The organism is Desulfobulbus sp. (genome assembly GCF_031547805.1).
Taxonomy (GTDB): domain Bacteria; phylum Desulfobacterota; class Desulfobulbia; order Desulfobulbales; family Desulfobulbaceae; genus Desulfobulbus.
Genome location: NZ_JAVBRQ010000043.1, coordinates 26,916 through 49,046 on the forward strand (window position 1 = coordinate 26,916; position 22,131 = coordinate 49,046).

General features: G+C 62.2%; 19 protein-coding genes. 10 read left to right on the forward strand and 9 right to left on the reverse strand.

The window, feature by feature from the left end; all coding sequences use genetic code 11:
• Positions 1-4: 4 nt before the first annotated feature.
• The 9 genes from RMR13_RS14220 (at position 5) to RMR13_RS14260 (ending at position 8,901) form a co-directional block, all read left to right on the forward strand.
• Entirely contained in the window at positions 5-727 is a 723-nt protein-coding gene (locus tag RMR13_RS14220) for an ATP-binding protein (protein WP_310601287.1), read from the forward strand.
• Positions 727-1,491 carry a metallophosphoesterase family protein gene (locus RMR13_RS14225; RefSeq protein WP_310601288.1) on the forward strand — a complete coding sequence of 255 codons (765 nt, stop codon included), beginning with the start codon at positions 727-729 and terminating at the stop codon, positions 1,489-1,491. The genes RMR13_RS14220 and RMR13_RS14225 overlap by 1 nt, the downstream gene beginning before the upstream one ends.
• Before the next feature lie 4 nt (positions 1,492-1,495).
• The gene (locus tag RMR13_RS14230) at positions 1,496-2,812 is read left to right on the forward strand and encodes a protein kinase domain-containing protein (RefSeq protein WP_310601289.1); all 1,317 of its coding nucleotides are present in this window, start codon (positions 1,496-1,498) and stop codon (positions 2,810-2,812) included.
• 52 nt (positions 2,813-2,864) lie between these two features.
• Entirely contained in the window at positions 2,865-3,344 is a 480-nt protein-coding gene (locus RMR13_RS14235) for a hypothetical protein (protein ID WP_310601290.1), read from the forward strand.
• A 143-nt stretch (positions 3,345-3,487) separates the two neighbouring features.
• Entirely contained in the window at positions 3,488-5,446 is a 1,959-nt protein-coding gene (locus RMR13_RS14240) for an ATP-binding protein (RefSeq protein ID WP_310601291.1), read from the forward strand.
• Between the two features lie 12 nt (positions 5,447-5,458).
• Positions 5,459-7,039 (forward strand): DUF3369 domain-containing protein, encoded by a 1,581-nt coding sequence (locus RMR13_RS14245; RefSeq protein ID WP_310601292.1) that lies wholly within the window; start codon positions 5,459-5,461, stop codon positions 7,037-7,039.
• 145 nt (positions 7,040-7,184) lie between these two features.
• Positions 7,185-7,718, forward strand: coding sequence for an SEC-C metal-binding domain-containing protein (locus tag RMR13_RS14250; protein ID WP_310601293.1), 534 nt, complete (start codon positions 7,185-7,187; stop codon positions 7,716-7,718).
• 6 nt (positions 7,719-7,724) lie between these two features.
• Complete coding sequence (locus RMR13_RS14255) at positions 7,725-8,150, forward strand: VanZ family protein (RefSeq protein ID WP_310601294.1); 426 nt, start codon at positions 7,725-7,727, stop codon at positions 8,148-8,150.
• Positions 8,128-8,901: an alpha/beta hydrolase gene (locus RMR13_RS14260; RefSeq protein WP_310601295.1), complete on the forward strand. Its 774-nt coding sequence runs from the start codon at positions 8,128-8,130 to the stop codon at positions 8,899-8,901. Before RMR13_RS14255 ends, RMR13_RS14260 begins: the two co-directional genes overlap by 23 nt.
• A 65-nt stretch (positions 8,902-8,966) precedes the next feature.
• On the opposite strand, the gene hemB is transcribed toward RMR13_RS14260, so the two are convergent.
• The 5 genes from hemB to RMR13_RS14285 form a co-directional block, all read right to left on the reverse strand.
• Complete coding sequence (hemB, locus tag RMR13_RS14265; RefSeq protein WP_310601296.1) at positions 8,967-9,947, reverse strand: porphobilinogen synthase; 981 nt, start codon at positions 9,945-9,947, stop codon at positions 8,967-8,969.
• Positions 9,948-10,023: 76 nt separating this feature from the next.
• Positions 10,024-11,391: a sigma-54 dependent transcriptional regulator gene (locus tag RMR13_RS14270; protein WP_310601297.1), complete on the reverse strand. Its 1,368-nt coding sequence runs from the start codon at positions 11,389-11,391 to the stop codon at positions 10,024-10,026.
• A gap of 86 nt (positions 11,392-11,477) precedes the next feature.
• Complete coding sequence (locus RMR13_RS14275) at positions 11,478-13,700, reverse strand: ATP-binding protein (protein ID WP_310601298.1); 2,223 nt, start codon at positions 13,698-13,700, stop codon at positions 11,478-11,480.
• A gap of 18 nt (positions 13,701-13,718) precedes the next feature.
• On the reverse strand, positions 13,719-14,294 hold the full coding sequence (locus RMR13_RS14280; protein ID WP_310601299.1) for a DUF4390 domain-containing protein: 576 nt from the start codon (positions 14,292-14,294) through the stop codon (positions 13,719-13,721).
• Between the two features lie 215 nt (positions 14,295-14,509).
• Complete coding sequence (locus RMR13_RS14285) at positions 14,510-16,513, reverse strand: RNB domain-containing ribonuclease (protein WP_310601300.1); 2,004 nt, start codon at positions 16,511-16,513, stop codon at positions 14,510-14,512.
• 115 nt (positions 16,514-16,628) lie between these two features.
• Between RMR13_RS14285 and era the strand changes: the two genes are divergently transcribed.
• Positions 16,629-17,528, forward strand: a complete 900-nt coding sequence (gene era, locus RMR13_RS14290) for a GTPase Era (protein WP_310601301.1) — start codon at positions 16,629-16,631, stop codon at positions 17,526-17,528.
• A 33-nt stretch (positions 17,529-17,561) separates the two neighbouring features.
• Here era and RMR13_RS14295 read toward each other — a convergent pair whose 3' ends face one another.
• From RMR13_RS14295 to ftsE, 4 genes are all read right to left on the reverse strand, one after another.
• A complete protein-coding gene (locus RMR13_RS14295) occupies positions 17,562-18,902 on the reverse strand; it encodes a S41 family peptidase (protein ID WP_310601302.1) in 1,341 nt (446 codons plus the stop codon).
• Positions 18,903-19,094: 192 nt separating this feature from the next.
• A complete protein-coding gene (locus RMR13_RS14300; protein WP_310601303.1) occupies positions 19,095-20,321 on the reverse strand; it encodes a peptidoglycan DD-metalloendopeptidase family protein in 1,227 nt (408 codons plus the stop codon).
• An 11-nt stretch (positions 20,322-20,332) separates the two neighbouring features.
• Positions 20,333-21,220: a permease-like cell division protein FtsX gene (locus RMR13_RS14305; RefSeq protein ID WP_310601304.1), complete on the reverse strand. Its 888-nt coding sequence runs from the start codon at positions 21,218-21,220 to the stop codon at positions 20,333-20,335.
• Positions 21,217-21,972, reverse strand: a complete 756-nt coding sequence (gene ftsE / locus RMR13_RS14310) for a cell division ATP-binding protein FtsE (RefSeq protein WP_310601305.1) — start codon at positions 21,970-21,972, stop codon at positions 21,217-21,219. Before ftsE ends, RMR13_RS14305 begins: the two co-directional genes overlap by 4 nt.
• Positions 21,973-22,131 lie beyond the last annotated feature (159 nt).

Consider the following 22,131-nt stretch of genomic DNA (forward strand, 5'->3'; position numbering starts at 1 on the left):
GGCCATGCATGACTACGCCATGCTGGCCGATGGCGACCGGGTGCTGGTGGCGGTTTCAGGGGGGATCGATTCGCTGGTGCTGGCCTGGCTGCTGGCCGACTGGCGAAAAAAGGCGCCCATAAGGTACGAACTGGCCGCCGTCCATGTCGACATGGAACCCGGCGAAGGCGAAGGCGGCCCGGGTGAGGCGGCTATCCAGGTCGGCGAAATCGTCGAACGGATCGGGCTGCCCCTGCACATTCTGCCCGCCCGGTGGCGGCCGGACCCGGAGACGACCGCCGGCCCCGGCGGCCACGACCTCTGCTTCCAGTGCGCCCGCAGCCGGCGCACTCAGCTTTTTTCCCATGCCCGTGACCACGGCTGCACCACCGTCGCCTTTGGCCATCACCGCGACGATATCATCGAAACCTTCCTGCTCAATCTGACCTGCGCCGGCAACATCAGCACCATGGTTCCCCGCCAGGCGCTGTTTGCCGGCCGCCTGGGCCTTATCCGGCCGCTTGCCTATCTGGACAAAAGCGAGATCGAAACCATCGGCCGCCAGCTGGGATTTTCGCCGGTCCGTTCCCGCTGCCCCCTGCGGGAGGCGACCAAGCGCCGGGATATCCATCTGTTGGCCGAACACATCTACCGACAGGTTCCTGGGGCCAAGGAGCACATCTTCGCCGCCCTGGGCAATGTCCGCAGCCCCTATCTGCTCCGGCAGACCGGCGGCAGGAGACCTTGATGCCCGCTGTCGACCGGTCCGACGAAAAGCCGATGCGGCTGGGAATTCTCGCCGATATTCACGGCAATTACCGGGCTCTGGCGGCGGTGTTGGCCGATATGGCCCAGGCCGAGGTGGAGCGAATCGTTTCCCTCGGTGACAACATCGGCTACGGACCGGAACCCGAGGAGGTGGTCCGAACCCTGGTCGAGCATCGGGTGGTGTCGGTGATGGGCAACCACGAACTGGGGCTGTTCAGCCGGAGCTATTGCAAGCGGCTGCACGCCGTGGCCCGCGATTCCCTCGCCCTGACCCGGGCTCTGCTCAGTCCCGAATCCCTGGCATGGCTGGAAGCGCTGCCGGCGGTGCTCCGCGACGGCGGCGTGCGATATGTGCACGGCTGTCCGCCGCGGTCGGCCACCATGTATCTCTACGAACCCACCGAAAACCGGCTGCAGCGGGTGTTTGCCTCCTATCCGGAACGGTTCTGTTTTGTCGGACATACCCACGATTTCGGCTGGTATCGGCAGGCCGGCGCCGAAGTGTCCAGCCGGGAGGTGGCGATAGGGCGGGCGCCGCTCGAGTCCGATGCGCGCTACCTGCTCATGCCCGGCAGTGTCGGCCAGCCGCGCGACCTGATCGACTGGCACGCCAAGTACATGATCTGGGACCAGGACGCGGCGACCATCGATATCCGCTCGGTCCCCTACGATGTGCAAACGACCATCCGCCTGCTCGGGGAGCGCGGATTCCCGGCGAGCAACGCCAAACGTCTTTATTGGTGAGGACATGCAGCAGATCGGCAGATATCAGGTAATCCGCCGCCTGGGCAAGGGCGGGATGGGAGCGGTGTACAAGGCGATCGTGCCGGTGATCGACAAGGTGGTGGCCATCAAGCTGCTCGATCCCAACGAACTGCTGGAGGATATCCTCGGCCTGGACCGCTTGCACGAGATTTTTACCTTCGAGGCCCGGACCATGGCCGCCTTCAACCAGCCCTTCCTGGTCACGGTCCACGACTTCGACCACGACCAGGAAGGCCGGCCCTTTTTCGTCATGGACTATATCTGCAACAACCTGGGCGAAATGATGGGCGAAACCTTCCGCATCGAGGAGGATTCACGCGTCATCCGGGCCGCCAAGGTGCTGCATTACGGCCGCCAGATCCTGGCGGCGCTGGATTTCCTGCACCACCACCGCATCGTCCATCGGGACATCAAGCCGCAAAATATTCTGGTCACCGACGAGGACACCGTCAAGATCTGCGATTTCGGCATGGCCCTGGTCGAGGGCGTGTCCTTTTCCGGGCCGGACAGCATGCAGATCGGCTCTCCCTGCTATACCCCACCGGAACAACGCAAGAACCCCGGAGCCGTCGATGGCCGCGCCGACCTCTATTCGGCCGGCGTGCTGCTCTATCGCATGCTCACCGGCACCTTGCCCGGCATGCAGAGCTTCTCCCTGTCTCTGGTCGATCCCCAGTACGATCGCTCCTGGGACGATTTTTTCGCCCAAGCCCTGCGCTGGCGGCCGGAGGAGCGGTTTCAATCCGCCGCCGAAATGCTGGACGCCTTCGAACGCCTCTCCCTGGGGCCGGCGGCGCCACCGGCCGAATGTCCGCTTCCGGCTCCCGGCGAGATCCCGGTTCGATTGCGGAGCGAACCGGTCAATGTCTGCCGCTCCCGCGCTCGGTCGCATTTCGCGGTCAATACGCTTTTTCGTCCCCTGGAGCCGGTCTGCAATCGGTTGGAGGAAGGCGGGGAGGCGATTGTCGACCGAACCACCGGCCTGATGTGGCAGCGCCAAAGCAGCGAATACCCCTTGAGCCTGGCCGGCGCGCTCAGGTATGTCGACCGGTTGAATGCCGAGGGCCATGGCGAGTGCCGGGACTGGCGCCTGCCCACGGTCAACGAACTGCTCAGCCTGCTGCCGGCGGCCGAACGACCGGAGTTGGCCGGCGGTTCGGCCGCCCGGCAAGGCCACTGGCTGTGGAGTTGCGACCGCCATGGACAGCATGAAAGCTGGTATGTTAATATGAGTATGGGATATGCCGGTGTTCAGGACAAGTACTGTCTGAATTATGTGCGGGCCGTTGCCGCCGCCTGACGGCATTCCAGCAGATTCTTTCTCTCGCTTCGCCAAAAGCCGACATTTGCGCATGGAATATCCTATCTCGCACTATTTTCTCGTCCGTTCCCAATCGGCGGCGCTTGCCGGCCGGCATGTCGAGCGTTATCTGGCCAACAATCAGTTGATCGACTATGCGGAGTTCTTCATTCGGGTCGAAGAGATCCTCAACGGACAGGATGCCCTGTTCCGGCAGACACTCGAATACGGCATGGCGGCCAACGACAAATTCGCCCGGCGCATGCTCGACCATCTCAAGGAAGAAGGCGTGCGCACCCTGGACCAGCTGCTCGAGGTGCAGCAGGGCTACGTGACCAAGGTGCTGCACACCCTGACCCATCTCCTCGACGGCTTCATCGGCATCGATTCGGTCTTCTACAATCTGGTCGAGGATTCCCACTGGCTGAGCGAGGCCTTGTCCGAAAACATCCGGACCCATCCCGCCCTCTTTTGGCTGGTCCCGGTCCGCACGGGCAAGCTCGAAGCCTCGGTTCTCCATCCGGTCGATTGATCCGGTCCCATCGGGCGCCTCTCCGCCGCCCTTCGTTTGCGGGAAGAAGAAGCGCTTAACTGTGTGGTTTGCGAAAAAACATGGTATAATAGAAAAATCCGCGCATAATTTTTGCGATTGTTGATTATTCGACGGGAAAACCGATGCCATCTTTTCTTTTTGGTTCCATCCGGAAAACGCTGATCGTTCTGGTGCTGTTGGCGGTACTGCCGGCCTTGGCCATCCTGCTCTATACCGGACGGGAGTTGCGCCGCCAGGTGGTCCAGGAAGAGGAGGGGTATGCCCTGCGCCAGGTGCAAGCCATGGCGGCCCACCACGAACGGGTGGTCGACAATGCCCGCTTGCTGCTGATGTCCCTGGCCAAGTCTTCTGAAATTCGCAACCTCGATATCGCCGCCTGCCGAACCCTGTTGCCCGAAATTCTCGCCAGCAATACCGCCTACGTCTCCTTTTCCCTGGCCAATGCCGACGGCCGGGTGCTGGTTGCCGCGCCGGAGGGCGCCGACACCAGCATCAGCGCCTCTCCCTTTTTCCGCGCCGCCATGGACAGCGGCTCCTTCATCGTGGGCAACTACACCTTCGTGCAAGCCAAGCGCCGGGTCGTGGTTCATTTCGTCCAACCCGTGGTCGGGCCGGACGACCGGATAGTCGGGGTATTGGTGGCCGATTTCGATCTGAGCTATTTCGGCCGCATTTTCTACGATACCCACCTGCCGGAAGGGTCGGTCTTCACCCTGACCGATGCCAAGGGCATGCGGCTGACCCGGTTTCCGGAAACCGAAAAATACACCTGGGTCCGCGACTTGCCGCAGATGGTGGCGCGCATGTCCGGCCACGAGGAAGAGGGTACCTTCCTCGAGACCGGGGTGGACGGGGTCAGGCGCCTCTACAGCTTCAAACGTCTGCACTTCCAGGGGGCGTCCTTTCCTTATCTGATGATTCGCCTGGGTATTCCGGTGGAATTGGCCCTGAGCGAGGCCCGCGCCGTGATCAACCGCAATGTCGGCCTGCTGGCACTGGCCACGGTTTTGGCCCTGGTGACCGCATGGTTTGTCGGCGAGGTGACCATGATGCGGCGGCTGAACCGCCTGATCGAAGCCACCGGCAAGGTCAAGGCGGGCGACCTGAGCAGCCGCATCGGCGACGAGGCCGGTTCCGGGGAACTGGGGCAGTTGGGTTCCGCCTTCGACAGCATGGCCGAGGAACTGGAACGCAAGGAGCGCGACCGTTCCCTGGCCGAAGAGCAATTGCGCAGCCTGAACGAGGAGTTGGAAGAGCGGGTGGCCAAGCGGACCGAGGAGTTGGCCGGCGCCAACCGGAATCTCCAGCAGACGCTCGATGACTTGCAGCGGATGCAGAAACAGCTGGTCTTGTCCGAAAAGCTGGCCGCCCTGGGCGAACTGGTGGCGGGTGTTGCCCATGAAATCAATACCCCGGTCGGGGTGGCCCTGTCGGCCGGATCGACCATGGCCGAGAAAAACCGGAACCTGGCCGGACTTTTTGCCCAGGGCGAGATGAAGCGCTCGGATTTGACGCAATTCCTCGAAGATTCCCGCGAGGGAACCGAGATGATTCTGATGAATCTGGATCGCGCTTCCAACCTGATCCGCAGCTTCAAGATGGTGGCTGCCGACCAGGTCTCGGAGCAGCGGCGGGTCTTCGGAGTGAAAAAATACATCGAAGAGCTGTTGCTCAGCCTGCGGCCGAAGCTGAAAAGTCTCAATCCCCGCGTCGATGTCGTCTGCGACGAGAATTTGATGGTTGAGAGCTATCCGGGTGCCTTTTCGCAAATTTTGACCAACCTGATCGTCAACACCCTGACCCACGGTTTCGATCCGGCGCAGGCGGGGACCATCCAGATCGAGGTGCGCCGCACCGACGGCAATCTGGAGTTGCGCTACGCCGACAATGGCAAGGGCATGCCCGCCGAGATCCGCGACCGCATCTTCGAACCCTTTTTTACCACTGCCCGCGGCCAGGGATCGACCGGCCTCGGGATGCATATTGTCTTCAACATCGTCACCCGGACCCTGGGCGGCACCATTACCTGCGAGAGTACGCCGGGGCAGGGAACCGTGTTCGTCATGACCATGCCGGTGTGATGCGAAAGAACCATGTCTGATTTCGATGAGATCCTGTTCAAGGACGAAGCCCCCGAACCGACCCGCAGTCCGGACCATCCGACGGCGATTCCCGACGATCCGTGGAAGATCCTGATCGTCGACGACGAGGCCGACGTGCACAGCGTCACCACCTACATGATCAAGGGAATCGATTTCCTGGGCCGCGGTTTCACCTTTTTCCACGCCTACAGTGGCCGGGAGGCGCAGGAGATCATGCGCGAGCACCAGGACATGGCGGTGATCCTGCTCGACGTGGTCATGGAAACCGAGGACAGCGGCCTGCGGCTGGTGCACTACATTCGGGAGGAATTGAACAACCACACGGTACGGATCGTGCTTCGCACCGGCCAGCCGGGCAAGGCGCCCGCGGCCAAGGTGATCGTGGAGTACGACATCAACGACTACAAGGAAAAAACCGAACTCACCTTGGACAAGATGCTGGTCACGGTGATTTCGGCCCTCCGCAGCTACCACTTCATCTCCACGCTCGAAAACAACCGCAAGGGCCTGAAGAAAATCATCAGCGCCTCCTCCGATATTTTCGAACGCCAATCCCTGCAGCAGCTCGGCAGCGGCGTGCTCCAGCAATTGACCTCGATCCTGCAGCTGCGCGACGACAACATCTGCCAGTTCACTTCGGGGCTGACCGTGTCGAAAATCGAGGGACAGCAATTGGTGTTGGCAGGCACCGGCGCCTTTGGTCAATATGTCGACCGGCCCTTTGCCGAGGTGGAGGCCAAGCTGATCCAAGCCGCCCTGGACCAGGCGCAATCCCGCCAGCACGGTTTTTTCTGCGAAGGGGGAAAATGCGCCTGGTACTTCAAGAGCCAGACCGGTTCGGAGAATTTTCTCTATTTCGAGATCGCCAAGGAACTGGACGAAAACGACCGGGATTTGCTGGAGCTGTTTTTCACCAATGTTTCCCTGGCCTACGACAACCTCTTTCTGCACCAGGGGATCGAGGACACCCAGAAGGAGATCATCTTCCACATCGCCGAAACCATGGAATGCCGGTCCGCCGAAACCGGCAGCCATGTCCGGCGGGTGGCCGAGTATGCCCGCCTGCTGGCGCTTAAGTACGGTTTGAGCGAGGAGGAGGCCGAGATGCTCAAGCTGGCCTCCACGCCGCACGACCTGGGCAAGATCGGCATTCCGGATTCCATTCTCAACAAACCCGGCCCCCTGACGCCGGAGGAATACCAGATCATCAAAACGCATGTCTACCGCGGCCACGACCTGCTGATCAATTCGCCCAGCCCGATCATCAAGGCCGCGGCCAACATCATTCTCCAGCATCATGAACGGTGGGACGGCCAAGGCTATCCCCAGGGACTGCAGGGAGAAAATATCCACATTTACGGCCGCATCATCGGCGTTGCCGATGTGTTCGACGCCCTGTCCAACCGGCGCGTCTACCACGAAGCCTGGACCTGGGACGAGGTGTTCGCCCATTTTCGGGAAGAACGGGGGCGTCACTTCGACCCTAAACTCGTGGATATCCTGCTGGAGAATCAAGAGGAATTCAAGGCCATCTGGTCGCGCTACAACGCCGTCGGCGTGCAGTTCAGCTGAAAGGCGGCCCGATGGGGAAACAGGGGGCGGTCGTTGCGATCGTTCGCTTTTTCTTGAATTTTTTCAGCCGCTCAGGGTAAGAGATGGGCGGTGAAGGCAACAGCGGTTCGCCACCGCATCAATCAATTGGAGAGGAACGGTAGGAATGGGAAAAATAGGGAGAAATCAACCCTGCCCCTGCGGCTCGGGCAGAAAATACAAGCATTGCTGTCTGCCTGCCCAGCGGACGGCGGCAAACGGCAAACCGACGGATCCGGTGGAGCAGATGAAGGTTTCGCTGATGGCGGCCATCGAGAAAATCCAGGCCAAGGCCAGCGAAAAAAAGGAGGTCTTCAACGAACTCGGAGTGTTCCTGTTCTACAGCGACCATGAAGGGGACGCCTGGCTGCTCGAGGCCACCGAATCCGACGCGGTCCAGCTTTCCCGGGGCGGCGAACGGCTGGAGGTGCCCATCGACGAGAATCCCGAGACGATCGAGATCAACTTCAGCCACACCTTTGCCATCCGCGACCGGCAGCTGTTCCTCACCTCCTATGCCGACAAGACCGAAACCCGGTTCGACCGGGCGCCTGTCCAGCAGATCCGGGCGGCCATCCGCCGTCTCTACAAGCGCTATCCGAAGGAGATGCTCGCCCAGATGCATGTGGAATCGGACGGCCCCGAGGCCGAGGCTGAATAACCCGATATGAAGCTGCTGGACAACGGCTATCGCCTGCTTCCCGTGTTCCTGGCCATGGGGGCGCTTTTCTATCAGTCGCACCAGCCGGGAGACAGCTTTACCCTCCCGGATATCGACTCCATCGACAAACTGCTTCACTGTCTGGTCTATGCGGTTTTGGGGACCACTTTTCTTTTTGCCCTGACGCCGCGGTGGAAGCGGCGGCGGCCGGTGCTGGCCGGGTGGGCGGCGGTGCTGTTCTGCCTGCTGTACGGGATTTTCGACGAGTTCCATCAAGCGTTGATCCCCGGCCGCTTTGCCGGCCTTGACGATGTGGCGGCCGATGTTGTCGGTGGCGTGCTGGCGGTTGCCGGCGACTGGATCTGGCGGCGATGGCGGATGATCGTGAAGCTCCGGGGAGGTCCCCACCATGAGCCGTCTCGTTCTGGGTGAGCGGCACCAACTGTATTACGAATTGCTGACCGGCGACGCTGGGCGTCCCTGGTTGGTGTTCCTGCACGAAGGCCTGGGCAGCGTGGCCCAATGGGGCGGCTTTCCCCAGGAATTGTGCCGCCGGACCCGTTGCCCGGGGCTGGTCTACGACCGGCTCGGCCACGGCCGGTCCTCCGCACTCGTTGCCCCCCGCACCGGCCGCTATCTCCACGAATATGCCCTGGATGAGTTGCCCCAGGTGCTTGCCGCCCTGCTTCCCGGCCAGCGCTTCGTGCTCGTCGGCCATTCCGACGGCGGCAGCATCAGTTTGATTTTCGGGGCGGAAAAGCCTACCGGTCTTTTGGGAATCGTCACGGCGGCGGCCCATGTCATGGTCGAGGAGGTGACGGTCGAAGGCGTGCGACACGCTTTGGAGGCCTGGGAGCAGGGCAAGCTCAGGAAAGGGCTCGCCCGCTACCACGGCGAAAAAAGTCAGGCCCTGTTTCATGCCTGGGCCGAAACCTGGACCAGCTCCGAATTCCGTTCCTGGTCCATCGAAGAACTATTGCCGTCCATCACGGCTCCGCTGCTGGTCCTCCAGGGCCGGGACGATCAATACGGCACCCCGGCCCAGGTGGAAGCCATCGTCACCCGGTCCGGCGGCTCAGCCACCCCGCTGCTCCTGGAGGAATGCGGCCATTCCCCCCATCTCGACTTTCCGGAATTGACCCTTGACCTGATGACCTGCTTCGTCAACCGGCTTGCCCGCTAACGCGGCCGGCCGGGCTGCATCGGCGACACAAGGCCGCCGCCATTCCCGCCTCGCTTTTCCGCTCTCTATTTCCGCTCCGCCAGCAGCCGGGCCATGTCCTTGGCAAAATAGGTGAGGATGAGGTCCGCGCCGGCGCGGCGGATGGCGAGCAGCGATTCGGCCATGACCCGTTCGCCGTCGATCCAGCCCTTTTCGGCTGCGGCCTTGATCATGGCATATTCGCCGCTGACCTGGTAGGCGGCGATTGGCAGGTCAAACTCGTCGTGCAGCCGGCCGATGATGTCGAGGTAGGCCAGGGCCGGCTTGACCATGAGGATGTCCGCCCCCTCTTCGACATCGAGCGTGGCCTCGCGCAGGGCCTCCCGGCTGTTGGCCGGATCCATCTGGTAGCCGCTGCGGTCGCCGAATTGGGGGGCGCACTCGGCGGCGTCGCGGAACGGCCCGTAAAAGGCCGAGGCGTACTTGACCGCATAGGACATGATCGGCACCATGTGGAACGATTCTTCGTCGAGCGTGGTGCGGATCTCGCTCACCCGTCCGTCCATCATGTCCGAGGGGGCCACCATGTCGGCCCCGGCCTGGGCGTGGGACAGGGCGGTTTTGGCCAGCAGTTCGAGGGTGGCGTCGTTGTCGACCTCGTTGCCGGCCAGACAGCCGCAGTGGCCGTGATCGGTGTATTCGCACAGGCAGACATCGGTCACCACGGTCAGCTCCGGCGTCTTGTTCTTCAGTTCGCGGATCGCCTGCTGGATAATGCCGTTCTTGGCATAGGCGCCGGAACCGAGCGCGTCCTTCTTCTCCGGCAGCCCGAACAGGATGACCGACCGGACCCCCAGGCTCAGGCATTCCTTGGCTTCCTTGGCCAATCGATCGATCGACAGCCGGAAAACGCCCGGCATGGAGGCAATCTCCTGGCGTTGGTCTTTGCCGGGCAGGACAAAGAGGGGATAGATCATCTGCTCCGGCGCCAGCCGGGTTTCGCGGATCATGGCACGGAGGGATTCGGTGCGGCGCATGCGGCGCGGCCGGTATTCGGGAAAAACCATGGGACACCTCGATCAAAAAAAGGGTTGTTGCGGTTAATGGCCTGTTGGAGCGTGGCAGGAGGGCTTGCGGGCGAGATTATTTGACCGCGATGCCCAAGGCCTTCACCTTCTTGTGCAGGTGGCTGCGCTCCATGCCGATCTGTTCGGCGGTTTTGGAAATGTTGCCGTCGTTTTCCTCCAGCTTGGCCAGCAGATACTCGGTCTCGAAGCGGCGCCGGGCCTCTTTGTAGTCGAACTGCCGGTAGGAGGCGGCGACAGGTGGGGAAGGGGGCTGCAGCAGGGGGGCGTTGCCGAGGAACAGGGTCACGTCCTCGGGCCCGATTTCGTCGGTCGGGGTCATGATCACCAGCCGTTCCACCAGGTTGCGCAGCTCGCGCACATTGCCCGGCCAGGCATGCCGCTGGAGCAACTGCAGGGCCGTGGCCGCAAACTGCTTGCCGCCGATGCCCTTGCGGCTGAACTGATCGACGAAATCGGCGATCAGCAGGGGAATGTCTTCGCGGCGGTCCACCAGGTCGGGCACCACGATGGGCACCACGTTGAGCCGGTAGAAAAGATCGGCCCGGAAGGTGCCCTTCTCGATTTCCTCTTCCAGATTCTTGTTGGTGGCCGCCAGCACCCGCACGTCGACCTCGATGGTCCGCGAGCCGCCGACGCGCTCGAATTTCTGCTCCTGGAGAATCCGCAGCACCTTGGCCTGACTTTTCAGGCTCATGTCGCCGATTTCGTCGAGGAACAGGGTTGAGCCGTCGGCCTGGTCGAATTTGCCCTTCTTGTTTTCCGAGGCCCCGGTAAAAGCCCCCTTGACGTGGCCGAACAGCTCGGATTCGATCAATTCCTCGGGGATGGCGGCGCAGTTGACCGCCACCATCGGCTGTCTCGCCCGGCGGGAAAGACGGTGGATGGTCTGGGCTACCAACTCCTTGCCCGTGCCATGGCCGCCGCGGATCAGCACCCAGGCGTCGGTGGGAGCCACCCGTTCGATCTGCTGCCGCAGCTGCATCACCAGCGGGCTGGCGCCGGTGATGTTGACCGGGGCTGGGCCGCTTTCCCGCAACAGCTGGTTTTCCCGTTCCAATTGCGCCAGTTGCAGCCCTTTCTTGATCGACAGGATGGTCTTGTCGTAGGAAAGCGGCTTTTCGATGAAGTCGAAGGCACCGTCGCGAGTGGCCTGCACCGCCGTCTCGATGGTGCCGTGGCCGGAGATCATGACCACCGGCAGGGAAGAAAAGCGCTGCTTGATCAGCTTCAGGGCCTCCAGGCCGTCCATGCCCGGCATCCAGATGTCGAGCAAAACCAGGCGCACATCCTTTTCTTCCAGCAATTGCAGACCCTCTTCGGCACTGGCCGCGGCCAGGGGCGCAAAGCCCTCGTCGGCCAGGATGCCGGCGAGGCTGTCGCGGATGGCCGCCTCGTCGTCGATGATCAAAATGGTGTCGGGCATGCGATCGGCGCCGGGAAAAAAAGGTGGAGAGGGGAGAACCGGGAGACGTGGCGGATTATACCCGGCCGGACAACGTCGACATCATATCAGGTATCCAGCGGCAGCTCAACCGCAAAGACCGAGCCGGCGGGGCTGTTGTCGCCGACCCGGATCGTGCCGCCGTGCTCGCTGACAATGGTGTGGGCAATGGCCAGGCCCAGGCCGGTGCCGGATTTGCGGGTGGAGAAATAGGGCTCGAAAATCCGCACCTTGACCTCGTCGGCAATGCCCGGGCCGTCGTCGGCCACCACCATCCGCACCTGGTCGGGCGCGCTGCCGAATTCGAGGGTGACGGTGATGGTGCCGCCGTCTCCCAGAACGGAAACCGCATTGTCGAGCAAATTGATCAGCACCCGCTTGATCTGCACGCCGTCGAAAAGAAATTCCGGCACCGCCGGATCGATCCGACAGGCGATGGTCAGATGCCTGTGGGCCTCCTGATAGAGGATGGCCATCTCCTGGATGAGTTGCCCCAGGTTTTTCCGCTCCTTATGCAGTTTCGGCATGCGGGCGAAGTCGGAAAACTCACTCACCAGCTTCTTGATTTCGTCGACCTGGTTGACGATGGTGGCGGTGCACTGGTCGAAGATGTCCCGGTTGTCGCCAATGCTGTCCAGGTAGCGCTTGCGCAGCCGTTGGGCCGAAAGCTGGATGGGGGTCAGGGGATTCTTGATCTCGTGGGCGATCCGGCGGGCTACTTCCTGCCAGGCGGCGAGCCGTTGCGCCTTTTCCAGGTTGGTCAGGTTGTCGAAGACAATGACAATGCCGATGGGCTGCTGGCGGTCGTCCACCATCCGGGTCACATTGACCTGGAGCGACAGGGTCTCGCCCCGGCGGATGGTCACCCGCAGGTGGCGCTCGATGGTCGATTTGCCGCTGGCCAGCAACTCCCTGATGAAACTCTCGACGATCACCGCATGCTGCTTGGGCAGGGCGGCATGGAAATCGCGGCCCAGAAAGGCGGCAGGTTCGATGGCCAGTAGCTCCTCGGCAAAGCGGTTGATCGTGGTGATCCGGTTGTTTTCGTCCAGGGCGATGACCCCGGCGGCCACGTTCTCGAGGATGGTTTCCAGGTAGCGGCGGCGCTGCTCCGACACCTCGTTGCTGTCCCGAAGCGCCTCGTGGGTTCGTGCCAGCTGCCGGTTCGAGGCCAGGATTTCCGCGGTCATGGAGTTGAAGGAATCGACCAGCATGCCCATCTCGTCGTCGGCCTCCTTTTCGACGATGAAGTCCATGTCGCCGTCGGCGACCCGCCGGGTGGCTTCGGCCAGTTTCTTGATGGGGCCGGTGAGGCCGCGGGCGATGTAAAAGCCGAACCAGATTGCCCCGAAGAGCACCAGCAGGGTGATGATCAGCAGCATGATGATCAAACTGAATTTGATCGGTGCCTTGAGCATGACCAATTGCTGGTAGCCGGTGATGCCCTCGGAAATGGACTGCATGGACTCGAGCCGGGCCGCGGGGATCAGGACGGAGGTGACCAAAAACCAGGTCTGCGGCGTCTCCAGCCTGACCGCCACCGGCACGATCGCCTCGATCAACTCGCCCAGGGCGGTTTTCTGGGTGACCACTTCCGTGCGGTCGAAGGTGGCGGTCAGGCGCAGGGCTTCCGAGGGCGGAGCGGGAGGGACAATGGCCTGGAGGCGCGGACCGGACACCGAGACGAGCGGGTTCCGTCCGCTGTCGAGCAGAAGGATGGAGTCCGGGGCTCCCGGCAGTTCGATCGCAAGCGTCTTGGAGAAAAACCGCTCCAGGGCCTTGGTGTCGGACAGATCGAGCGTGCCGCTTTCCAGGATCGAGGCGAGTTGCCGGCCGGTGTACTCGGCCTGTTCGCTGCTGTCGTGGAGGGTCGCCTGCGCCAGTTTGAGCGAGGATTGCAGCGAATCTTCCACCTGGGCGTTGAACCAGTAGTCCATGGAGGTGGAGACGAAACGCAGGGCCACCAAAAAGAGGATGGCGGTGGGAATCAACGACAGTGAAACGAAGCAGATCACCAGCCGGCTACGCAGCCGGGAGCCGAGGATCTTCTGGTTGCGCTCGAAGATCAGCTCCACCAGGTTGCGCAGGACCAGATAAAGCATCAGCAGCAACAGCAGGCCGTTGACGTTGATCAGGGCAAAGATCAGGATGGTGCTGGAAAGGGGCAGGTTGAAATCGCCGCTGAGCAGGCCGCGCTGGACATAGCCCAGAACCGGGATCAGCAGGAGGCAGAAGGCGATGACCAGCCGTACCAGCCGCTGCTTCTTTTTTTTCTGTTCCGCGGTGAGCATCGGCGTCGGAGCGGAAGATCAGTATCGGAATTCGATGGTCCGCCAATCGGTTTCGAAATCCCAAAGAGCGGCAATGGGAAGCAGCCGCTGCATGCCGAACGGCAGCGAGCCTTTTTTCAAGGTCACCTTGAAATGGATGGCATAGGGCGCATCGGGGACCAACTGAGTGAGCGCGATCACCTTGACGCCGTTGAGTTCGGCCATGAGCTGCTTGGCCTGGTCCAGGTCGGCGGTGGCCACGGTTTTGTCGCCCTGGTCGGAAAGAACGACCTTATAGGTACTGCTGGCCGTATCGTAGGAAAGGGTATGGGTGACCGCCGATTCGACCAGGGTGGTGTTGAACCATTTGCCATCGGTCCTGATCAATTCCATGTGGAAGGTGAATACAACCGGGATGCCGCTACGGGCATCGTTGAGCATTGCCTGGGTGAAACCGTTTTTCACCGTGGCAAAAAGCAGAAGGTCGGAGTCGGAGGTCGTGATGATGATATCTTTTATTTCAGGTGTTTCTTCCGCGATGGCCAGCGGCAGTCCGGGATGGAACGCCAGCAGGAAGCCGCAGAGGAAGAGCAGCCGGATATCGAAAAATTTCATTCTCGGGGACAAATGTCTCGGTGCCTGTGCTCGGGGGGAAATCAACTGAAAATATACCCAGAGCATATACCTGATCGGCAGGTATTTGTCCACGACAAGCGCCGTTTGGGCCGGTGGGAAGTGGTGGCGGCGCCCCTTGTCGGCCGGCCGGACCGCCGCCATCGGCCACGCTGCCGTCGGCGGATTGGCCGAAAAAGCGGGCGCAGGGAACATGGCTACCATTCGATCCGCAGGACATTGTCCAAGGGGCGCACCCGAGCGAGCTTGATGCGGACGATATCGCCGGGATCGACCGGAAAAGCCGGATTGGGCGGCAGGTCGACATCGAACAGGCAGTCGCAGAGTAGCAGGTTGACCCGCTTTGGGCCGGCACCGACCACCAGGCCGTTGACCCGCTGCCCCTCTTTGGGCGCGAGGTAGCGCAGAATCCAGTAGCGATGCCGCTGCTGGCGGATGGCATTGGCCCGGGCGAGCTTCTGCTGGATGATGCCGGTGAAGGCCTTGCATTCCTCGCTGGAAAAAAGGATGCCGCGGCCGTGGAGCATGTGGCTGAGCTGGTGCTGCATGGCCAGGTCGAGGAAACGGCGGATCGGCGAGGTGATGGTGGTGTAGCTGTTCAGGCCGAGGCCGCTGTGCGGCTTGGGATGCGCGGTCAGTTCGCCCCGGGCCAGATAGCGCCGCTGGTGGGCGATGTCGGCAAGGCTGTTCTGGACGCCGGCGATGATGCGCTTGCGCGGCGGCGGCTGGGAACGGAACAGGCCGGGCGCCTCGCGCGCCGCCAGGTAGGAGGCGGCAAGGCCGTTGGCCAGGATCATGAATTCGGAGATCAGGTTGCGGGCCGGCGTGTCCACCGGCGAGAGATAGACATGGATGTGGTCGCGGTCGCGGATGTCGATGTTGACGTCCGGCAGGGAAAGCAGCAGGGCGCCGCGATCGACCCGCTGCTGCCGCAGCTGCTGGCGGATGACGTTGAGGGCCGCCAGTTCGGGATCCCGGTCCATCAGGGTGTCCGCCTCGCGGTAGCTCAACTGGCGCTTGACCTCGATCACCGCCGGCACGATGGTGGAATGGACAAGGCTGCCGTCTGGATTCAGGGTGACGAGAAAGCTGAGGGTCGGGCGGACCCTGCCCAGGATCAGGCTGCACAAATCGAGCGACAGCTGCTTGGGCAGCATGGGCACGTGTCCCTCGGGAAAATAGATCGAGGTCGATCGCTCCTTGGCCTCGGCAAAGAGCGGGCTCTTGACCGGCACGTAGTGGCTGACGTCGGTAATGTGGATGCCGATTTCCACCTGGCCGTTTTCCTGGCGGGCGATGTGGATGGCATCGTCGAAATCGCGGGTGGCGGTGCCGTCGATGGTCAGGACGGGCAGGGCGCGCAGGTCCTTGCGCTTGGGATCGGCGAGCAGCTCCTCGGCCGTGGCCTCCCGCAAGGTTTCGGTGATCTGGAGGCAGGGCTCGGGGAACTCGACCGGCTGGTCGGAACGGAGCAGGGCCAGGTTTTCGTCCTGGTCCCAGATTTTCGCCTTGACCAGCAGCTCGTGGCCGGCCTGGGGCGCGGTCAGGCCGGCCTTTTTCAGGACCTGGCGAATGAATTCATCCTCGGGGGCCTCGCTGCCGAACAGGACCGATTGCACAAGCCATTGCAGGCACCGCGTTCGGTCCGGCCAGTCGGATTCGTCGCTTGCGCTGCCGCGCATGATTGCCAGGAAGCCCCGGGCGGCCTGGTCCAGGAGCAGCGCCTTTTCTTGTTCCCGTTGCCGCTGCAGCCGCAGGTGGGCGACCTGTTCCGGGCTGTGGGCGACGATCTTGCCGTTTTTGTATTTGAAAAACAGCGGATCGGAAAAAACGGCCCGCAAAAAGGCGGCCCGATGGTCGTCGTCCACTACGCTGCCGAAATGCAACTCGGCAAGGAACTCGGCGGCAAATTCGTTGTCGGCATTGTCGCAGACGATTTCCCACAGCGGTTCCAGGTCGATGCCTCCGGCCAGGGCGAGACGGCCTTCGCTGCGTTTTCGCAGCAGGGCGGCGGTCGCCTCCCGGCTGGTCTCGCTGGGATAGAGTTGGTGCGACACGCTGAGGACCCTGGCCTCCGGCAGATTGATTTCGCGGCCGTTCTGGCTGATCAGATGAATTTTCTTCTCGGCCACGCCGGAAACCAGGCCGCAGAAAAACCTGCCGCCGTCGATGAATTCTATGAGGCTGCCGGGAACGATCATTGGAACACGTTGCGAAGTTGGGAGGTCATGGTAAGCTTACAGTGGATAGCAGGATTCCCTCTCTTTGTCATGCTTTTCTTTACCGATGCGGCCCCGGCCGTCTCAAGGAGCGCCATTGAACAGTGCACCGCACCGCTCGGGAGTGGTGGCCATCATCGGCCCCCCCAATGCCGGCAAGTCGACCTTGCTCAATCAACTGCTGCGGCAGAAGATCGCCATTGTCACGCCGAAACCGCAAACTACCCGCAACCGCATCATGGGGATCGTCACCGGCAGCGGCTATCAGATCATCCTTCTGGACACGCCCGGCCTGCACGCGGCCCGGGAGGAAATGAACCGGCAGATGGTCCGGGTGGCCCTGGAAAGTTTGGCCGAGGCGGACGCGGTCTTGTTCCTGGCCGACGGCACCGAAGCCCTCACCCCCAAAAAGGAGCAGCGGGCCGATGAGTTCCGGGGCTATTTGGAACGGATCGCCTGTCCGGCGGTGCTGGCACTGAACAAAACGGACCTGCTGCCCCCGGAGCGGCTGCTGCCGGTGATCGATTGGTACCGCGGGCTGCACGACTTTGCCGCCATCGTTCCCATCTCGGCACTCCACGGCACGCAGGTCAACGCCCTGCTGGCGGAATTGGTGGCCCTCCTGCCCGAAGGGCCGCAATATTACCCGGACGATATCCCCACCGATGCCAGCGAGCGGTTCATCGCGGCCGAGATCATCAGGGAGAAGATCTTTTTGCGGACCCGCGACGAGATTCCCTATTCGACCGCCGTGGTCATCGATACCTTCGAGGAAGGCGATCCGGTGGTCATCCGGGCCACGATTCTGGTGGAGCGGGATTCTCAGAAGGGGATTCTGGTAGGGCAGAAGGGGGCAATGCTGGCGACGATCCGCAAAAGCGCCACCGTCGATATCGAACGCCTGCTCGACTGCAGGGTGCGGCTGCACCTGTGGATCAAGGTGAGCAAAAACTGGACGGGCAACGTCAACATGCTCCGCGATCTGGGGCTGGCCTGAACCAAGCCCGCCGCCCCGGCGCGTCGGGGCGGGCTATTTTTGCCGCTGTCCCGGAGAATGGGCCAGCCCTTTCAGGGTGTTGAAGGCGGCCTGCAACTGGTTGTCCTGCTCCATTCTCTTGGCAATCTGGTGGATGTCTTCCATCTGCTGGAATTCCTCCTCGTCGTTGCCGTCGGCCGCCTCGGCCGCGCTTTCGGATTGCTTCTTGCCGCCCTTGTCGTTTTCCAGGTGACGGGGCAGGTCCTTTTCCCTGATGGTCTTGGCGGGAGAGGATGGGGCGGCGGCCGAATCGCCCTGGGTGGTCAGGGGCACCACGATGTCGGGCTTGATGCCGGTGGCCTGGATCGACTCGCCGCTGGGCGTGTAGTACTTGGCGGTGGTCAGCCGGAGCCCGGCGCCGTCGGGCAGGGGCAGGATGGTCTGGACCGAACCCTTGCCAAAGGTGGTGGTGCCCATGATGACCGCCCGCTTGTGGTCCCGGAGCGCGCCGGCCACGATCTCCGAGCCGCTGGCCGAGCCGCCGTTGACCAGCGTGACCATGGGGAAATCGCCGTAGCCGTCGCCCGGATGCGCCTCGAACTGCATCTGCTCTTCTTTGTTGCGCCCCTTGGTGGAGACGATGATGCCCTTGTCGAGAAAAAGGTCGGCCACCTTGACCGCCTGGTCGAGCAGGCCGCCGGGGTTGTTGCGCAGATCGAGGATCACTCCGAGGATACGGTGCTTTTTCTTGATACTTTTCAGGGTGTTACGCAGATCCTTGGTGGTGGTGGCCTGGAAGTTGGAGACCCGGATATAGGAAAAACCGGGTTCCAGTTCGGTGTATTTGACCGAGACCAGGGGAATCGCCTCGCGGATCAGGGTGAACTCGCGGGGTTCCTTCCACTCCTGGCGGTGAACGGTGATGGTGATCGGGGTGCCCTTGGCGCCACGTAACTTTTTCACGGCCTCCATCAGGGTCATGTTCTTGGTGAGTTCGTTGTTGATGCGGACGATCTGGTCGCCGGATTTGATGCCCTGGCGGTCGGCCGGGGTGCCCTCGATGGGGGCCACGGCGGTGAGCACGCCGTCGCGGATGGAGATTTCGATGCCGATGCCGGTGAAACTGCCGGAGGTTTCCTCTTCCAGATCCTTGAAATCGTCGGGCGTCATGTAGGCCGAATGCGGATCGAGCGAGCCGAGCATGCCGTTGATCGCGCCGGCGATCACCTTGTTGGAGTCGATCTCGTCCACATAGTACTGCTGGATGAGGGTCAGGACGTTGGCAAAGGTCTCCAGGTCGCGGTAGATGTCGCGTTCCTGCTTGCTCTCGTCGGCGAGGGCGGGAGTCGAGATGCAGCAGAAACCGACGAGGAGAAGGGAAAGAAGGCGTTTCATGGGAGCAGGAACGAAACCGGGTGGCAGAGATGAAGTCAAAGATGGGAAAGCGGGACGCCCATGGCGTCTGCAAATCCATTGGGGGCGGAAATTTGCCGGGAAATCCTATAATTTTTCAACTTAACGGGAAACACCGGGGGTGGCAACGGTTATTGTGCCCCTGTTGGAAAAACGATGGCCGAGGCCGTTTGCTCAACGGGTGGGCAGGGCGCCGGGCCGGATCCAGTCGAGGGGGTTCTCCGGTTGGGTGCCGTGGCGGATCTCGAAGTAGGCGCCCTGGCCGAAAGGCGTGATCGTCTCGCCGGTGGTGCCGACGATCTGCCCCTGCCTGACCTCGTCGTCTTCCTGGACCAGGATGTCGTCGAGCCGGGCGGTGATGGTGTAGTAATCCTGGTCGTGCTCGATGATGACGACCTTGCCGTAGCCGCTCATGTACCCGGCGTAGATGACCAGGCCGCCATAGACGGCGAACACCTCCGCCGGGGTCGACGGCAGGATGGTGATGCCCTGGGAGAAGGTCGTGTCCTCGTCCTCCTGCGGCAGCTCGCGGAAACGGCGGACCACCTTGCCCCAGAGCGGCGGCGGCAGCTTGCCCCGTTGCGCCCCAAAGCCGAAGGCACCGAATTCGGGGCTCTGGCTCTGCTTGCTCAAGGTGGCAACGAGGGAATTTTCCGCCTTTTTCAACTCGCGCAACGCCTGTTCGTACAATCCCTTCTCGGTTTGGATACGCTTGAGGATGGCGTTCTTTTCGGCGGCGGTCTGCTGCAGCGCTTCCTTTTCGGCGGCGGCTTCGGCCAGAAAATGCTCCTGGATCGACTGCTCCAGCTCCTGGGCCCGCTTGGCCCGGCTCAACTCGGCGATGCGGGAGCGGTATTCGGCAAACAGGGCCTGGTCGTAGGTGGCCAGCGAGTGGTAGGCGTCGTTGGCCACCATGACTTCCGGAAGGGTGGCGTTGGTGAAGACGACGTTGAGAAAGCCGGGGGTGCCGTTGAGATAGAACGACCGCAGCCGTTTGATCAGGTGCTCGCGCAGCGCGTCGGTTTTTTGGGTCACCGCCGCCAGTTCCTGCTCCTTGGCGGCAATGACCTGCTCCTGCTCCCGCACCCGGTCCTGCAGGGCGGCCACCTGCGTCTTGCGCTGGCTGATCTTGTTGTCCAGGGTTGCCAGTTCCTCAAGCAGGGAATGCTCCTCGCTGCCGGCCTGCTCGATCTTGCCCTGGTGCCTGGAAATTTCCTCCCGCAGTTTGCCGATGGAGATGATGTTGGTTTGCGCCGAGGCCTCCTGCTGGGCCGCAGGCTCCTGGGCCAGGGCGGCGGGAGCCTTGCCCGCCGGCGGATTCTTTTTCGCCTCGGCGGCCTGCAGGCCGGGGACGGCCAGGCAGGCGGCCAGGAGGAGTGCAAGGACGATGCGGGGCGGCATGGCGGGCGGCATCAGAGATGGAGAAACCGCCTGATCGCCGAGAAACTGCCGACGACGCAGAGCAGAGTGGACAGGCCGATGATGGCGACCACCGCCGGCCATTTGAAAAAGGCGAAGGCCGGCAGGGAAATGGCGTTCGGGCCCGCGAACTGGAGGGCGATCCAGTTGTAAAGCACCAGCAGGGCGCCCAGGCCGCAGCACGCCCCGATCCCTCCCTGGAGCGCCCCTTCCAGCAGGAAAGGAGTGCGGATGTAATTGTTGGTGGCGCCGACCAGGCGGAGCAGTTCCAGCTCCTGCTGCCGAGCGAACAGGGTGAGGCGGATGGTGTGGGCGACCATGAAGGTGGTGGTCATGATCAGCAGCGACCCGGAAAGCAGGGTGATGACCCGCATCAACTGGATAAAGGCGTAGAAGCGCTCGATCCACTCCTTGCCGTACTGGACCTTGAGCACGCCGGGCAGGGTCTGCAGGTAATCGGAAAACCGTTTGATCCGCGAGAGGCTGTCCAGGGTCCGGACCGGGTAGACCTCGATCGAGGCCGGCAGGAAATCGGTGGGCACGCCGGTCAGCACGTCGTTGTTCGGGCCCAGGATGTGCTCGAAGCGCTTGAAGGCCTGTTCCCGACTGATGAACTCGATCCGCTCGACCTGATCGAATTTGAGAATCCGGTGCCGGTATTCCTCCTGCAACGGCAGCGAGGGGTCCTCGTCCAGATAGACCACCAGCCGCAGGTCGTCGCCCAGTTTTTCGCCGATATGCAGCGCGTTGACGTAGACGAGGTAGAAAAAGGAAAAAATGAGCACCGACAGGGAAACCGTGAACAGGGTCATGCCCTGCGATTTCCAGGTGAGCAGCATGTTGCGGCAGGCGTGGCGGACGACGACGGCCCAAAATCTCATGGTTCGATCTCCTCAAGCAGCGACGGCGCGAGTTCGAACAGATCGTCGTCGCTTCCTTCAGCCCGGCTTTGGGACAAAATGCGCCCGAAACGAAGTTCGATGACCCGGTGCGAGGTGTTTTGGAACAGCGCCCGATCGTGGGTGGCAATGAGCAGGGTCGAGCCCTTGCGGTGGAGATGCTCGAACAGGGCCATGACCCTTGCGGTGGTTTCCGCATCAAGATTGCCGGTCGGCTCGTCGGCCAGCACGATCTCGGGATTGTTGGCCACGGCGCGGGCAATGGACACCCTCTGTTGCTCGCCCCGCGAAAGCTCGCCGGCGCGGGTGTTGTATTTCCTCATCAGATCGAGCTGTTCGAGGAGCTCCCGGATTCTTTTCTCGATGAGGGAGCGGGGGCAGTACACCACCTCCAGGGCAATGGCGATGTTTGCGGCCACGGTTCGCTCGGGCAGCAGCCTGAAATCCTGATAGGCCATGCCGACCTTGCGGCGCAGCAGGTGGATGTCGCGCTCCGACAGTTTGCTCACATCCATGCCCGCGACGTCGACCATGCCCTTGGTCGGTTTTTCCATCCGGCTGATCAGGCGGAGCAGGGTGGTCTTGCCGGCACCGCTCATGCCGGTGAGAAAGACGACTTCCCCCTTGGTGATGGTCAGTGACACATCGGAAACAGCTTGAATATTGGGGGGATAGACCTTGCTCACCTTGATCAGGTCAATCACGGTGGGGGGCGGGGAGCTTTCCGGGTTCATTGATGGGCGCCACTGAAAAAGGATAAGAAAGGGCAGGGCAAGCCGTGGGCAGACACCGGGACATCCGGTCCCGCACCCCGCCTGTCCACTGTATATCGTAAAATATTCATCTTTTCAAGTCCCTAGCGTGTAAGTGCCGGAGACAGCGGCAAAGGGTGC